Consider the following 14,873-nt stretch of genomic DNA (forward strand, 5'->3'; position numbering starts at 1 on the left):
CCGTCACGGTGCGGAGAGCTGCTGCGGAGCCAGCTCGTACCGGCTCAGGCCGCCGGCGGCGGTGCTCCTGCCGAAGGCGTCCAGGCGCCCCCAGCGGCCGGGGACGTCGAGCAACGCCACGTAGTCGAGGCTAGCAGGCAGGGCGGGCCGGGCCACGAGATCGTCGCCGACCGGCCGCAGGCCGAGCATCGTCCGCAGGAGCAGCAGCGGCGCGCCGGCCGACCAGGCCTGCGGGCTGCACGCGGTCGGATACCGGATCGGGTAGCGGGTCTCGGACCGGGCATGCCCGGCGAACGCCTCCGGCAGCCGGCCGTCGTAGAACGCCGCCGCGTCCAGGATGCCCGCCGCGATACGGGCCGCCTCCTCGGCGTACCCGTAGCGCCGCAGACCCCAGGCGATGAACGAGTTGTCGAACGGCCAGATGGTCCCGACGTGGTAGCCGACCGGGTTGTAGCGGGCCTCGCCCTCGGCCAGCGTGCGGACACCCCAGCCGCTGAACATCGCCGGTGACATCAGGTGCCGCACCAGGGCATCGGCCTTCGGCTCCTCGACGATGCCGCTCCACAGCAGGTGGCCGATGTTCGACGACAGGGCGTCCACCTTGCGGCCGTCGCCGTCCAGCGCCAGCGCCATGTACTCGCCGTCGTCGATCCAGAAGTCGTGGTTGAAGCGGCGCTTGAGGTCGGCGGCGTCCCGCTCCAGCCGGTCCGCGTACGCCGGGTCGTGCCAGATCTCGCGCGCCAGCCGGGCGGTGCGCACCTTCGCGTCGTACGCGTACCCCTGGAGCTCGCAGGTGGCGCGCGGGAAGCCCGGCAGCCGGCCGTCGCGGTAGCAGATGCTGTCCCAGGAGTCCTTCCAGCACTGGTTCTCCAGGCCGTTCACCGGGTTGCGCCGCTCGTAGGAGACGTAGCCGTTGCCGGCCCGGTCGGCGTAGTGGTCGATCCAGTCGACGGCCGCCCGCGCCTCCTGCTCCACCGCGCGGACGAGGGCGGCGTCGCCGGTCCACCGCTCGTACTCGTCGAGCAGCACGAGGAACAGGGGAGTGGCGTCGGCGCTGCCGAAGTAGGGGCTGTGCGGTGTCTCGTCGAAGACGGTCAGCTCGCCGTAGCGCATCTCGTGCAGGATCCGGCCCGGCTCCTCCTCCCGGAAGTCGTCGATCCGGCTGCCCTGGCGGAAGGCGAGCACGGTGAGCGTGGTGGCGGCGAGTTCGGGTGCGAACGGCAGCGCCTGGAGGCTGGTGAGGATGCTGTCGCGGCCGAACAGGCACATGAACCACGGCAGCCCGGCGGCCAGCACGCACCCGGCTCCGGCGAGGAACGGGCTGAACCGCAGCGCGGCCAGGTCGATGAGGCTCTGCCGGTACGTGTTCTGCAGCGGTCCCCAGCTGGTCTCCAGGCGCGGCGCCCGGTCCAGCCACTCCCGTAGCTCGGCGGGCTTGTCCCGGGCGTGGCCCTCGACCCGCCCGGGCAGGCTGAGCCGCTCCAGCCCTCGGGGCAGGGGGAGGTCCGGCTCGGCGGTCAGCCGGGTCTGCCACCGGCCGTGCGGTTCGATGTGTACGCGCAGCGTCAGGCCGTTCTCGTCCACCTCCGCCGGGGCCGTGGCCGACACGATCGTCTCGCGGCGGTAGCGTTCGCGCTGGTACCCCAGGACGAGTCGCGGGCCGTCGACCCGCCGGTAGTGCCGCCCCCGGCGGTTCGTCGTGCCCTCCTTGACCGCGAAGAGGTCCGCGAAGTCGGCGTCCACCTCGATCCGCACGGTCAGGTCGACGGGCCGCCGGTCGTTGTTGACCAGGAGCAGGTCCTCCTGGAGTCCGGCATCCAGCCTGTGGGTCCGGCGCACCGCGAGTGTGCTGTTGACGTAGACGTCCTGACTGCCCGGGACCAGGTAGAACCGGTTCTCGAAGTAGTGGATGTCGTCGATGGACAGCGTGCTGAGCCGCTCGCCGTCGATGGTGAGCTGCCAGCGGGACAGCAGACGGGTGTCGTGGGCGAACAGGCCGTGGGTGGCGTCGGCCGCCGGGACGACGTCGCCCGCCCGGTCACAGACCAGGAAGATCGTCCCGTCGAAGATGCCGACGTGGTCGTCACCCATCGTCGTCTCCCCGATGTCGTTCCGGGCGCGAACCGGGCGGGGAGGGGAACAGCCGGCGTACTGTCGCGAACAGCCGCGGGCTGCCCTCCACCTCGGCCTCGCCGCGCAGGACGGTGGTCAGGAAGTACGCCTCGCCCTGCGCGATCCGGTCGAAGACGGCCCGGTCCGCCCGGACGACCGCGTCCCCGCCGGTGGCCTGCCGCGCCGCGGTGACCTCGCCGCGGGCGATGGAGACCAGCCAGTGGTCGACCGAGCCGTCGCCGGCGATGTCGAACCGGACGGTGCCCTCGTGGAGCGCTGTCAGCCCGCGCTGCCCGCGCTGCCCCAGGCTCCGGAAGAACTCTTCGGTGGCGTCGACCATCGGCCCTCCTCCCGATGGCGCTATTCCCCGCCAGGGGGCTTGTCGCCTCACCCGGAACGGGTGAAACCGGGGAAGCCGGAGACCTAGTCCTCGCGCAGCAGGCGCAGGATTCGGGCCAGCTCGGTCCGGTCCTCCGGTGCGAGCGCGCCGAAGAACCGTTGCGCCTCGGTGGCCCGCGCCTGCCGGATGGCGGTGCCCACCCGCTCGCCCTCGGCGGTGGGGGCGACAAGCGTGGCCCGCCGGTCGCCCGGGTCGGGCCGGCGCTCGACCAGGCCACGTTCCTGCAACCCGTCGACCACCTCGGTGGCCGAGCGCGGCGCGATGCGCAGGTGCTCGGCGAGTGCGCCGGGCCGCAGCGCGCCGTGGCGCATCAGCACGCCGAGCGCCCGCGCCTGCCCGGGGCTGATCTCCCACGGCTCCAGCGCGCGTTTGGTCTGGTGCCGCAGTCGGCGGGTCACCGCCCAGAACGTCTCGGCCAGGCCCTCGTCGCTGCCGCTCACGGGAATACGGTAGCAGTATTTCGTGTTGCTCCCTCATGTTGAGGTAACCTCAGCATTGTCGTCAACCTCAGCATCGTCCCCCACATGAGGAGCACCCTTGGATCGCATCCCCGACGGCCGCCGTGACGGCCGAACCGTTTCCCCCGCCGAGAAGGCCCAGGCCCGCGAGGTGTCCCTGCGCCGGATCGGCGGCCTGTTCACCGCCCATCGCCGCCCGCTCGCCACCGTGGTGGCGATCATCGTGGCGTCCTCGATCATCGCGATGGCTACACCGTTCCTGCTGCGTGCCGTGATCGACCGGGCCCTGCCCGAGCGCGACCTGACGCTGCTGGCCTGGCTGGTCGCGGGCATGATCGCGGTGGCAGCTGTCACCGCCGTGCTCGGCGTCGCGCAGACCTGGATCTCCACCCGCGTCGGCCAAAGGGTCATGCACCGGCTGCGCGCCGACGTCTTCGCCCACCTCCAGCGGCAGTCGATCGGCTTCTTCGTGCGCACCCGCACCGGCGAGGTGCAGTCGCGCATCACCAACGACATCGGCGGCATGCAGGCGGTCGTCACCTCCACCGCCACCTCGATCGCCGCCAACCTCACCACAGTGGTCGCCACCACCATCGCCATGCTGGCGCTGAGCTGGCGCCTCACCCTCGTCTCGGCGGTCGTGCTGCCGCCCGCGCTCTGGCTCACCCGCCGGGTCGCCCGGCTGCGCCGGGAGATCACCGCCCAGCGGCAGCGCGAACTGGCCGACCTCACCGTGACCATCGAGGAGGGGCTGTCGGTCAGCGGCGTACGGCTGGCCAAGACGCTCGGCACCGGCCCGGCCCTGGTCGACCGGTTCACCGCCTCCTCGGCCCGCCTGGTCGACCTGGAACTGCGCTCGGAGCTGGCCGGACGCTGGCGAATGGCGGCCATGAGCATCGTCTTCGCCGCCATCCCCGCGGTGATCTACCTGGGCGCCGGCCTGCCCGGCACCGCCGGCACGCTCACCATCGGCACGCTCGTCGCGTTCACCGCCCTGCAGGGCAACCTGTTCCGGCCGCTGATGGGCCTGCTCAACGTCGGCGTCACGCTCACCGCGTCGCTGGCGTTGTTCGCCCGCATCTTCGAATACCTCGACCTGCCCGTCGAGGTCGCCGAGCCGGCCCGCCCGGTCCCGCTGGACCCGGCCACCGCCCGCGGCCACCTGCGCGTCGAGGACGTCACCTTCAGCTACCCGGGCAGTGACACCGCCGCCCTCGCGGGCGTCAGCCTGGACGTCCCGGCCGGCACCAGCCTCGCCCTGGTGGGGGAGACCGGCTCCGGCAAGAGCACGCTCGCCGCGCTGATCAGCCGGCTGCACGACCCGGACGCCGGCCGCATCACCATCGACGGGATCGACCTGCGCGACCTGCGCCCGGCCGACCTGGCCGCCGTCGTGGGCGTGGTCAGCCAGGAGACGTACCTGCTGCACGGCACCGTGCGGGACAACCTCCGGTACGCGCGCCCGGACGCCACCGACGCCGACATCGAGGCCGCCGCCCGCGCCGCCCGCATCCACGACCTCGTCGCCGCGCTGCCCGACGGGTACGACACCATGGTCGGCTCGCGCGGCCACCGGTTCTCCGGCGGCGAGCAGCAGCGCCTGGCGATCGCCCGGACCCTGCTGCGCGACCCGCGGATCCTGGTGCTGGACGAGGCGACGAGCGCGCTGGACACCGAGACCGAGCGCGCGGTCCAGCGGGCGCTGGAGGAGCTGGCCCGGGGCCGCACCGTGGTGACCATCGCGCACCGGCTCTCCACCGTCCGCGACGCCGACCGCATCGCGGTGCTCGACCACGGCCGGATCGTCGAGTCCGGCACCCACGACGCGTTGCTGGACCGGCGCGGCCGCTACGCCGCCCTGGTCGGCTGACCGTAGGAAAGTTTTGGCCGGGCATTCATCCGTGTAGCTATTCACCCGACGTCCACGCGGCCCATAGCATCGACCCGGATCACTCGATGCGAGGAGGGAACGATGTCGCTGACGACCACTGCCGCCCGGTGGCGCGTGCCGGCGCTGCTCACGACCGCTGTCGTCGCCGGGGCGATGCTCGGCGTGCAGCCCGCGCAGGCCGCCCGGCCGGGCTTCCGGATGCCGTTCCTGTGCGGCCAGACCTGGCAGGGCAACAACTGGAACGGGCACAGCCCCGCCCACGCCATCGACTGGAACCACTACGACGCCAGCGGCAGTCCCGACGACCTCAACCGGCGGACGGTCGCCAGTGCCGCGGGCACCGTGCTGGAGTCGTACTACTCCACCACCTCCGGCTACGGGAACACCATCGTCATCGGGCACGGCGACGGCTGGCGCACCCGGTACGCCCACCTCAACTCGCGCGCGGTGGCCAAGGGCGACACCGTGAAGCGCGGCGACGTCATCGGCCGGGTCGGCGCGACGTCGGCGAAGTACGACCTCAGCCCGCACCTGCACTACGAGCAGATCCACGACGGCAGCGTGGTGGTGGCGGTCGTCCAGGGCGTGACCTGGTCCGACGGGCTGAAGCGCAACCAGACCAGCACCAACGGCTGCTGACCCGGGACACCCGCCGACCGGGATGAAAACCCGATCCGCAAGACGTGATTTACAGAGCGCCAATGGGTAGAGTGGCGCGGTGCGCAGCGGAGTTCAGGGTCAGGTCCCGGTGCTGAACGTCGGTGACGCCGACGCGGCCGGCCGGTTCTACGCGCTGTTCGGTTACACCGGGCAGCCCGGCGAGGACGGCCGGTCGCGTCTGCGCTGCGGCGACCTGACCCTGCTGATCGTCGAGGGCGCCCCGGCCCCGGCCACGCTGTACCTCCACGTCGACGACGTCGCCGCGACCACCGAACGCCTCGTCGCGGCGGGCCACCGGGTCGAGAACGCTCCCGGCGGCGAGTGCCGCACCGCCGACCCCGACGGCAACACGATCCTGTTCGCTCACCCACCGGGCGTACCCGCCCCGCAGGCCGAGCCGGACGGGCGACCCGCCCCGGTGCGCCGGGCCGCCCAGGTCGCCGCCCGCCGCGACGGCGCCCCCGGCCACTGCCGGATCGGCGGACCACGAGGCGAGCCCTGCACCGAGCCGGCCGAGGTCAAGCTCGCCGACTCGTGGGGCGACACGGTGTGGGGCTGCCTGACCCACGCCGACGAGGCGCTCGTCAACGCGCGCGGCGCGTTCCTGGCCACCGAGGACAGCACCGGGATCGCCGCGTACCTGGCCGCCCGGCAGGCCCGCCCCGAGACGGCCGCCGTTCCGGGCTGACGCCGCCGGGCTCAGACCTGGGGCGGCTCCGGCTCGCCGGGGCGGGGCCGCTGCCCCGGGGCCGGGCGCGGTGCGGGCGGGGGGAGCAGCGGCTCCAGCGGGGTGAACGACTCCACCGGTCCGTCCGGCCGCGATCCACGCCGCGCCCGTCCCGCCTCGCCCGCCGTCCTCGCCTGCTCCGGCGGGCGGTCGCGCCGGTCGCGTTCCTCCGCGTACTCGGCGCGGCGCCGGGCCAGGTCGCGTTCGCACTCCAGCGCGATGCGCTGCTCCCAGTACGGCTGGAGCAGCTTGCGCACCCGCTCGTCCAGGTGCACTGTGACGTCCGGCTCGCAGGCGAAGGTCACCTCGCCGCGCGCGTACGTCCAGGGCGACGGGTCGTCCTCGGCCAGCGCGGCGGTCAACGCGGCGTGCAGGTCGCGCGGGCGGTGCGGCGGCACCTCCACCGCGCACCGGACGGCCAGCCGGTGCAGGCGCTGCGCGGCCTGCTGCTGGAAGTAGTCCACGTACCAGCCGAACAGCTCCGGCCGGGCGGTCTCCGACGACCAGGTGTAGGTGGCGCGGATCAGGAACACGTACACCTGGCCCTGCGCCGGCACCGCGAGCGGCTCCGGTACGCGCCGGTCGACTGTGGTCACCGGCGTCACCGGTTCCTCGGTCCACCAGAGCTGCCGCAGCGTCGGCTGCGCACCGTCCCAGAAGCGCCGGGTCCGCACGCGCGCCGCCTCGCCCAGCGCCCGCGTCCGTACGCTCCAGCGCCGCCGCCAGCCGTCGACCGGCGCGCCGGGCGCGGGCCGGCGGTCACCCGGCCCCGGATCCTCCGGCACCGCGGTCATCGCACCCCCTCCATGCCGGATCGCAGCACCGCGTCCCGCGGCGTCACCGGGACGCGCGGGCCGTCGGGCGAGGGGTGGCCGGACCGCCGTGCGGTCCGCGATCCACGCTAACAACCCCGGCCGGTGTACGCGCGCAGCCGCGCGCACGGCGGTTCCGCCCGGCCGAGGGGTGGGCGCTGACCGATCGGACGAGCCGTCCCGTAGTCCTATCCGTGGGACTCGAAGCGGGTTCGGTCCCGTTCACGGGACCGACCATCCAGAGTCGATCGGCACACCTTGATCCGTGATCGAAGCGCTTCGTAGCGTGAGGCTCCGTGATCCTTCGGGGGAGGACCAGAACGCATGGGTGTTGACGCTCGCCACGCCGCCGGCCGTACCGTGCAGTTCCTGCGGTCCCTCGCCGAGCGGCAGTACGACCGGGTCTGGACCCCGGACTTCCTGCACCTCAGCCCGGACGTGCAGGGCTTCGCCGTGTTCCACCGCGGCGGCCTGGTGCTGGTCTACGGCGCGGTGTCACCGGAGGACCCGGCCCGCTGGGTCTTCCGGATGGCCTGCGTGGCCGGCGCCGACGTGCCCGACATCTCCGGGGCGATGGCCTGGGCGAACATCCGTAACCGGCTGGCCGAGGCCGGGCGCTACTACTGCGTGGTCAAGTCCGACCAGAGCGCCTGCCACGTGGTGTTCGCGCTCGACGTGCGCAGCCCGCTGCTGGACGACGTCACGGCGCCCGACGCGCAGGCGGTGCGGGAACTGCTGCACTTCTCGCTCGCGGTGTGCGTGCACAACGCGGTGGCGGACTTCCGCGACCTGGCGTCCTACCTGCCGGCGCGGCCGCTGGCGCCGACCGAGATCGACGCCTGGACGCTGTTCGCCGGCACCCAGGACTGACAGGTGTCATCGAGACCGGCAGGGCCGGGTTCCACGTGGCCGTCGAGCGGCAGGCCAAGGTCGGTCGGCTGGGGGCCTAGGATCTCCTGCATGCAGGAAGGCCGGTGGACGACGATCACCCCGTCGCAGTTCGCGCACGAGCGAGAGGCACTGGCGCACGTCCAGGCGCTGCTACCCGACACCGAGCCCTACCGCGCCTGGTCGAACTTCACCTTCACCGCACAGACCGGCCATCCCTACGAGGTCGATCTCCTGGTGGCCGGCCCCGGTGGGCTCTACCTGATCGAAATCAAGAGCCTCACCGGGCGGCTGACGTCCAGCGGCTCGAACTGGATCCAGACCAGCCCGAGCCGTACCCGCACCTTCGACAATCCTCTGCACCTGGCCGACATGAAGGCCAAGAAGCTCAAGTCGCTGCTCCAGACCGCCGCCAGCCGGCGCCCGGGCGCCCCGGTCCGCGTGCCGTTCGTCCAGGCGGCGGTGTTCCTCTCCAAGCCCGGTCTGCACATCGCGTTGTCCGAGCACCACCTGCACCACGTCTACGGTCCCGGTCCCGCCCAGGGCCACCAGCCGGGGTCGCTACCCACCATCGGCTCGCTTCTGCAACGCCCCCCGCAGGACGAGCGGCAGCGGCTCAGCAAGGAGGTCTCCGCAGCCCTGCCCGGTCTGCTCGAAGCCGTGGGCATAGCGCGTAGCCGCAAGCACTACCAGGTCGGCGCATGGGAGCTGGAGTCGCGGCCGTACGACCTCGGCCCGACCTGGCAGGACCACCACGCCCGGCACCGCGAGCTGGAGCGCGAGCATCGTCGGATCCGCATCTACCTGGTGGAACGCAACGCAGTCCAGGCCGACCGGGCCAGCATCGAGCGCGCGGCCCGGCGTGAGATGACAGTGCTGCACGGCATCAATCACCCGGGGATCGTGCGGGTCGACTCGCTCGAGTCGCACGAGGCGGGACCGGCGCTGATCTTCCGCCACGATCCCCGCGCCGTCCGGCTCGACCACTATGTCGCGCAGTACGGTGACCGGCTCGACCCGCTGACCCGGGTCGCCATGGTGCGCCAGCTCGCCGACGCGATCGCGTACGCGCACCGGCGTCACCTTCACCACCGCGCGCTCTCCGCCCGCAGCGTCCTGGTCGTGCCGGGCCGGCGGCGACAGGGAGGCAGTGAGGAGGAGGCGTGGCTCACGCCTCAGCTTCAGGTCAGTGACTGGCAGGCAGCCACCCGGGCCGTGGACACCAACGCGGGCAGCAGCGGCGAGCCGGTCACCCTCTCCTCGCACGCGGCCGCACACATCGAGCTGTCGGCGGAGGCGTATCTCGCGCCCGAGCTGAGCGCGCCACGACCCGACCCGATCGCGATGGACGTGTTCGGGCTGGGCGCGCTGGCCTATCTGATCCTCACCGGCCAGCCGCCCGCGGCGAAGCGCCAGGAGCTGTTGTCCCGGCTCGCCCGCGACAACGGCCTGCGCCCCTCGTCGGAGACCGACGCGATAAGCGAGTTCGCCGACGAACTGGTCCAGGCGGCCACCGCTCCGGTGCCGGCGCAGCGCCTCACCACCGTCGCCGACTTCGTGGAGATGCTGGAGGAGGTCGAGAACGAGCTGACCGCCCCGCCCGCGCCCAGGGACGAGCCGGAGCCGGAGCAGACCGATCCGCTCGAGGTGCGCGGTGGCGACCGGGTCGGTGAGTGGACGATCCGCAAGCAGCTCGGCACCGGGTCGACCTGCCGCGCGTTCTTGGCCCGCAACGAGCGCACGGGCCGTGACGAGGTGCTCAAGGTCGGCCTGTCCGACGAGAAGGCCGCCCGGCTCGCCCACGAGGCGAAGGTGCTCGGCCCGCTGACTGATTCCCGGGTGATCCGGCTGGCCCGGCCCGAGCCCTTGCGCATCGCCGACCGTACCGTGGTGGTGCTGGAGCACGCCGGCGAGCTGACGCTGGCCCGCAAGCTCCGGGACGAGGGCCGGCTCACGGTCGACGAGCTGGAGACCTACAGCGACTACCTGTTCGGCGCGCTCGACTACCTGGAGGGCGAGGGCGTCTACCACCGGGACATCAAGCCGGACAACATCGCGGTGCGGATCCGGCCGAACCGTACCCGTCAGCTCGTGCTCTTCGACTTCTCCCTGGCCGGAGTCTCGGTCAAGGAGCTGTCCGCCGGCACACCCCGCTATCTGGACCCGTTCCTGGGTGCGGCGAACCGGCAGGTCTACGACAAGCACGCCGAGTGGTACGCGCTCGCGGTCACCCTGCACGAGATGGCCTCCGGCGAGCTGCCGGTGTGGGGCGACGGGGGCACCGAACCGCAGCTCACCGAGGGCCCTCCGGTGCTCGCGGTCGAGGCGTTCGACCCGGCGGTGCGCGACGGTCTGATGGAGTTCTTCCAGCAGGCACTGCACCGCGACCACCGTCGCCGCTTCGGCTCACTCAAGGACATGCGCGACGCCTGGCAGCAGGTGTTCCGCCGCTCCGACGCCAGCGCCCCGGTGGGCTCCGAGCATCCGGAGATCGAAACCGAGGAGCCGGACGAGCAGCTCGCCGAGCAGGCGCGTGAGGAAGCCGCGGCGAAGGCGACCCGGGCGACCGTCCTGGAGGCCGCCGGACTCACGCCACGGGCGGTGTCGGCCGCGCACCGGGTGGAGGCGACCACGGTCGGGGAACTGCTCGCGGTGGGTAACAACACCTTCGCCACGCTTCCCGGCCTCGGCGCGAAGACGCGCAAGGAGCTGCAGCGGCGGGTCAAGGAGTGGCGTAGCCGGCTGGGGGAGCGGGAGACCATCCCGACGTCGCCGGCCGCGCGGCGGGCCGCCGGTGCGGAGGCCGCCACCGAGACCACCGGCGGTGGCGCGGACCTGGTGCGGGTGGGTCTCGACGCGATCGCGACGCTGCTCGTACCGGCGTCCAACGGGCGCAACACCGCCGAGATCGAGGCGACGCGGCTGCTGCTGAACCTGCCCGACGCCACCGGCACGCTGTCGGCGCTGCCACTCTGGCCGCAGCAGCCGCTGGTGGCCGCCGCCGTCGGGGTGACCCCCGGCCGCATCGCGCAGATCCTCGGCAAGCAGCGCAAGCGCTGGCACGAGCTGCCGGTGGTGCGCAGCGTGCGTACCCAGGTGGTGGAGCTGCTGCGCGACGGCGGCCGGGTGATGGGCGTCGCCGAGCTGGCGGCGGCGCTGCTCACCAGCCGTGGTTCGGTCCGCACCGGCCATAAGCTGCGCCTGGCGATAGCGGTGGCCGCGGTGCGGGCCGCGGTCGAGATCGATGCGCTGGAGGAGGAGCCCCGCCTCCTGCTGCGCCGGCACGGTCGAGCCGATATCGACGGCCGGCCGCACCCGCACGGTGACCGCCTGCTTGTCGCCTTGGAAGCCGGTGACGACGACGCCCCGGACACCCCGGCGGCGCCGGCCCTGCTGGACTACGCCGACGCGCTGGGCAAGGCCGCCGACCGGCTCGCGGCCAGTGAGGTGCTGCCGAGCGCGGCCACCGTGATGCGTACCCTCGCCACGGTGACCGCCCCCGGCGGCGCCGCCGACGTGATCGACGAGCGGCGACGGGTGCAGCTCGCCGCGGTGGCGTCGGACCGCGCCGCCGCCACCGCGCGGCTGGAGCTGTACCCGCGCGACCTCGATCCGGTACGCGCGCTGAGGCTCGCCCAGGCCGGCGTGGTGTCTCCCGGTGCCGGCAACCAGCGGGCCCTGAGTCCCGAGCAGGTGCAGCAGCGCGTCTCGGCGCGCTTCCCGGAGCTGGACCCCATGCCGATGGACCACAGGCTGGACAGCCTCCTCACCGAGGCGGGTTTTGACCTGCGCCGAGTCGGAGACCGGTTCGTGCCGCGACCCCGCACCGGCTCGTCGTCAATGTCAATCATCCAGCGGCACTCGTCGGCGAGCGCGCTGCCGAGCCGGTGGGCGGCCGAGTCGCCGGAGCTGGCCCAGGCGATGCGCGCCGAGGAGCGCCTGACCGGCGCGCGGTCCGCGGGCGGGTTCCGGGCCCTGACGGTACGCCTCAACCGCACCGCGCCGGCCCGCGACGAGCTGGTCCGCCGCTTCGGCGCCCGGCCCGTCAGCGTGGCCGCCGAGTTCATCCGGGCACTGCGCGGCCTGGTCGACGCCCGGCCGAAGCCCACCTGGGAGACGGTGGTGGGCGCGGACAACGCGCCGGAGAACTCGCGGGCCGCCATCAAGCTCGGTGAGTACGTGGAGCAGGCGTGGCGGCTCGTCCTGCCGCGCCTGCGCGCGCAGCTGCGCGCCGACGCCGGGCCGGTGCTGCTGCACGACGCGGCGGTGCTGGCCCGCTACCGGGCGATGGAAGGGCTGCACGAGCTGGCCGACGCGGGGCGCAGAATGGGCGCCCTGTGGGTGCTGTGCCCGATGGACGACCCGGCGATGCTGCCGAAGCTCGACGGCACTGTGGTGCGGGTGGGTGACAACGAGTGGATCGGGCTGCCGGACGCCTGGGTCGTCAACGCCCACCGCAGCGCGGTCAGCGCGTGACCAAACAGCATCCGTAGCAGTGCTCAAGCGAGACTCAACGACCTCTCGGCACCGTCCAGCAGCTGCTTGTACGTGACGACCTCGATCCGCGCGAGATGGCTGCTGTAGGTCCGCAGGACCTCGTTCGTGTCCGCCTCCTCGACACTCGGCTGAAAGCGAGGGTGACCGACGACCACGGTTGCGCTCGCCCTCCGAACGTCTACTCCGTGCTCGTCGAGGATGCGGGAGCGCTCCTCGTCGAGGGCGAGCAGGTAGTTCATCACCTGCCCGACCGCCCGGTGCACCTCGGCGTTGGGAATCAGGCCCCGACGCTGACGCGTCATGATCGCCACGTTGGCCTTCTTCAGTTCCACCACGTGGAGTGATCCGTCCGCGCGTAGCAACGGGATGTCCAGTTCGTCGCCGGAGACGAGCCGGCGCCGGCCGAGAGTCGGCAAGAAGGCGCCTCCGAAGATCCAGAGATTCCGGCGCAGGGCGCTCTGAAGGTCGTGCTCGGAGCTGTGAGGGTTGCACACGACAGTTTTCAGCTCTTGAAGGCCGGCGGCCCGGACCCTGAGTTGAGCGAGCTGAACGAGGTCTTCGAGGCTCAGATGCTCGACCTCAGCGAGCATTCGGACGTTGGCGTGCCCAGCTGGCCCGTTTTGCGTCTCGACGTCTAGGCGATCGCTCAGCATCTCGCTGAGCCAGGCCGAGGTTTCTCGCTGACCGAGCAGTAGCCGGTAGCGTCCCGGTTGCTCCTCGTCCTCCGACATCGTCGTTGCGGCTTCGAAGAACTCGGCAAGGCGAGCCTGGACCTCTGCAGCGGAGGCGGATGGGTTCTGAGCCACGAACCGGCGAACGTGTTCGACAACTTCCTTGCCCAATCCGCCCATGATCCCCCGAACGAAATTGAGTAGACGCTGCCTCGATCTTGGGAAGTACTTGATCTCGATGTCCGGGCGCAGCATCGTGTTCATGGCGTATGCCAGAGCATCCTCGATGCGTTCGCTGGTGAGGACGTCCTGATTCTGCCGAGCGGCTGCCTCGGCGTAGCGGAGCAGGGAAACGAGTTCCCGGCCACCGCGATATGGGCTTCGTTCCCCCATATGACGCAAAACGTCGTGCAGGATGCTCCCGACATGGTCGGAGACGCCGAGTTCGATGATCTTCAGTATCAGCTTGTGAAGGGTCTGGTCGGACCTGGTTGGCATCGGAACGCGCACCTCAGGCTTTACTCGCTACGGGAGCAACGATCATCCGCTATGCCTCCGACATTCATTGCCGCAGCGACTGGCAAGCGGCCATCCGGCCCCTGTATGTGGTGATCGCGACTCGACCCGGCGGTCAGGGCGCCTTCCCGCCTGCCGGTGGCGACGCTCTTCACGCAAGCTGGGCGCGGCGGGATGCAGGCCGGTCGTCTGGACGAAGATCTCCCGCTTCGCGGTGGCGACGCCACGGTGGTTCAGGACATAGCCGGTCAGCCAGATCCAGTGGGTGTGCGGCAGCTCCGGGCCGACCGACACGACCCGGAACGTCAGCGCCCGGTCGCCGCCGAACTGCACCGACGCGCGGCCGTCGACCCGTAGCAGGTCGCCGGGTTGCGGGCGCACCGCTACCAGGCGCCGTCGTTCGGCGGGCGGCACTCCCGCGCGTGCATGGTCTGCCAGTCCCGCAGGGCGCGCTTCAGCCTGTCGTTCTCCTGCGCGAGCAGGCGTACCTGCCGGTGCAGGTCGGTCAGCTCGTCGGCGACCATGGTCTGGAACTCGCGTACCCGATCGGGATCGACGCCGCGCCGGTGGGTGTCGAAGGTGTGGGTGCGCACCTCGTGCGGGGTCAGCCGGGACGGTAGGCCGGTCAGGTAGACCCGGCCGGAGCGATACTGCGTCACGTCGGTCCTTCCGGAAGTGGGGGGACGGGTGCGGTGGGTCTGGAAGGGCGGGCCGTCCGCACGCCGGCCGCGGACGACCCGCCCGCTCCGCCCCCGCAGCCCAGATCGGCGGTACGGAGGCGGAGCAGTCCGGAGGGTCGGGGCGGGTACGCACACCCGCCCCGACCGGGGGATGAGCCGAACTCGTTGCCACGCGAGGATCGGCCCCGACCAACATAACTAGGGAACACAGGGAAGTCAAAGCACGTTGTTTAGCTATCTGGGCTGTGATCGAATCGGGTTGCCACGCGAGGAGTGACATGCCCGAATCAGCCGAATACCTCCGTATCGCCGCCGACGTGATGTCCGACGTCAAGTCAGGGCGGCTCAAGCCGGGTGACCGGCTGCCCTCAGTCGCGCAGACCCGCGCGGACTATGGCGTGAGTTATGGGACCGTCCAGTTGGCCTACGTGCGTCTGGAAGCGTTGCGGGTGATCCGGCGGCAGCAGGGCAAGGGCGTCTTCGTGACCGATCCGAAGACCTGGATGAGAGAGCCGTAACCGGCGCCAGCCCAGCAGACCCCACCTGTCTCGCGCGCCTCGC

Annotated in this window: 12 protein-coding genes; 6 read left to right on the forward strand and 6 right to left on the reverse strand. The window is 71.9% G+C overall.

All coding sequences use genetic code 11. The features are described 5' to 3' along the window. Positions 1-3: 3 nt before the first annotated feature. From BFV98_RS02370 to BFV98_RS02380, 3 genes are all read right to left on the reverse strand, one after another. The gene (locus tag BFV98_RS02370; RefSeq protein ID WP_071094683.1) at positions 4-2,091 is read right to left on the reverse strand and encodes a glycogen debranching N-terminal domain-containing protein; all 2,088 of its coding nucleotides are present in this window, start codon (positions 2,089-2,091) and stop codon (positions 4-6) included. Further along, complete coding sequence (locus tag BFV98_RS02375) at positions 2,084-2,452, reverse strand: SCP2 sterol-binding domain-containing protein (protein WP_071094685.1); 369 nt, start codon at positions 2,450-2,452, stop codon at positions 2,084-2,086. The genes BFV98_RS02370 and BFV98_RS02375 overlap by 8 nt, the downstream gene beginning before the upstream one ends. Before the next feature lie 83 nt (positions 2,453-2,535). Continuing rightward, the gene (locus BFV98_RS02380) at positions 2,536-2,952 is read right to left on the reverse strand and encodes a MarR family winged helix-turn-helix transcriptional regulator (protein ID WP_071094687.1); all 417 of its coding nucleotides are present in this window, start codon (positions 2,950-2,952) and stop codon (positions 2,536-2,538) included. 106 nt (positions 2,953-3,058) lie between these two features. Between BFV98_RS02380 and BFV98_RS02385 the strand changes: the two genes are divergently transcribed. The 3 genes from BFV98_RS02385 (at position 3,059) to BFV98_RS02395 (ending at position 6,209) form a co-directional block, all read left to right on the forward strand. Beyond that, positions 3,059-4,840: an ABC transporter ATP-binding protein gene (locus tag BFV98_RS02385; protein WP_369830070.1), complete on the forward strand. Its 1,782-nt coding sequence runs from the start codon at positions 3,059-3,061 to the stop codon at positions 4,838-4,840. A gap of 102 nt (positions 4,841-4,942) precedes the next feature. Continuing rightward, the gene (locus tag BFV98_RS02390) at positions 4,943-5,500 is read left to right on the forward strand and encodes a M23 family metallopeptidase (RefSeq protein WP_083395219.1); all 558 of its coding nucleotides are present in this window, start codon (positions 4,943-4,945) and stop codon (positions 5,498-5,500) included. Between the two features lie 79 nt (positions 5,501-5,579). Next, on the forward strand, positions 5,580-6,209 hold the full coding sequence (locus tag BFV98_RS02395) for a glyoxalase/bleomycin resistance/extradiol dioxygenase family protein (RefSeq protein WP_071094691.1): 630 nt from the start codon (positions 5,580-5,582) through the stop codon (positions 6,207-6,209). Between the two features lie 11 nt (positions 6,210-6,220). Here BFV98_RS02395 and BFV98_RS02400 read toward each other — a convergent pair whose 3' ends face one another. Then, positions 6,221-7,042 (reverse strand): hypothetical protein, encoded by an 822-nt coding sequence (locus BFV98_RS02400; RefSeq protein ID WP_071094693.1) that lies wholly within the window; start codon positions 7,040-7,042, stop codon positions 6,221-6,223. A gap of 342 nt (positions 7,043-7,384) precedes the next feature. Here BFV98_RS02400 and BFV98_RS02405 point away from each other — a divergent pair, with 342 nt between their 5' ends. Then, complete coding sequence (locus BFV98_RS02405) at positions 7,385-7,930, forward strand: hypothetical protein (protein ID WP_071094695.1); 546 nt, start codon at positions 7,385-7,387, stop codon at positions 7,928-7,930. 90 nt (positions 7,931-8,020) lie between these two features. Further along, positions 8,021-12,424 carry a BREX system serine/threonine kinase PglW gene (gene pglW, locus BFV98_RS02410; protein WP_071094697.1) on the forward strand — a complete coding sequence of 1,468 codons (4,404 nt, stop codon included), beginning with the start codon at positions 8,021-8,023 and terminating at the stop codon, positions 12,422-12,424. 23 nt (positions 12,425-12,447) lie between these two features. Here the strand turns inward: pglW and BFV98_RS02415 are convergent, their stop codons facing one another. Both BFV98_RS02415 and BFV98_RS02420 read right to left on the reverse strand, forming a co-directional pair. Continuing rightward, positions 12,448-13,614: a Shedu anti-phage system protein SduA domain-containing protein gene (locus tag BFV98_RS02415; protein WP_071094698.1), complete on the reverse strand. Its 1,167-nt coding sequence runs from the start codon at positions 13,612-13,614 to the stop codon at positions 12,448-12,450. 401 nt (positions 13,615-14,015) lie between these two features. Further along, positions 14,016-14,291 (reverse strand): DivIVA domain-containing protein, encoded by a 276-nt coding sequence (locus BFV98_RS02420; protein WP_071094700.1) that lies wholly within the window; start codon positions 14,289-14,291, stop codon positions 14,016-14,018. Between the two features lie 299 nt (positions 14,292-14,590). Here BFV98_RS02420 and BFV98_RS02425 point away from each other — a divergent pair, with 299 nt between their 5' ends. After that, positions 14,591-14,830, forward strand: a complete 240-nt coding sequence (locus BFV98_RS02425; RefSeq protein ID WP_071094702.1) for a winged helix-turn-helix domain-containing protein — start codon at positions 14,591-14,593, stop codon at positions 14,828-14,830. Positions 14,831-14,873 lie beyond the last annotated feature (43 nt).

The organism is Micromonospora sp. WMMB235 (genome assembly GCF_001855515.1).
GTDB classification, from domain to species: Bacteria; Actinomycetota; Actinomycetes; order Mycobacteriales; family Micromonosporaceae; genus Micromonospora; species Micromonospora aurantiaca.

Bases quoted from the DNA above. Each gene is read 5' to 3' on its own strand.
- BFV98_RS02370 (WP_071094683.1), bottom strand. From the start codon at position 2,091: ATGGGTGACGACCACGTCGGCATCTTCGACGGGACGATCTTCCTGGTC.
- BFV98_RS02375 (WP_071094685.1), bottom strand. From the start codon at position 2,452: ATGGTCGACGCCACCGAAGAGTTCTTCCGGAGCCTGGGGCAGCGCGGG.
- BFV98_RS02390 (WP_083395219.1), top strand. From the start codon at position 4,943: ATGTCGCTGACGACCACTGCCGCCCGGTGGCGCGTGCCGGCGCTGCTC.
- BFV98_RS02400 (WP_071094693.1), bottom strand. From the start codon at position 7,042: ATGACCGCGGTGCCGGAGGATCCGGGGCCGGGTGACCGCCGGCCCGCG.
- BFV98_RS02405 (WP_071094695.1), top strand. From the start codon at position 7,385: ATGGGTGTTGACGCTCGCCACGCCGCCGGCCGTACCGTGCAGTTCCTG.
- pglW (WP_071094697.1), top strand. From the start codon at position 8,021: ATGCAGGAAGGCCGGTGGACGACGATCACCCCGTCGCAGTTCGCGCAC.
- BFV98_RS02415 (WP_071094698.1), bottom strand. From the start codon at position 13,614: ATGCCAACCAGGTCCGACCAGACCCTTCACAAGCTGATACTGAAGATC.
- BFV98_RS02425 (WP_071094702.1), top strand. From the start codon at position 14,591: ATGCCCGAATCAGCCGAATACCTCCGTATCGCCGCCGACGTGATGTCC.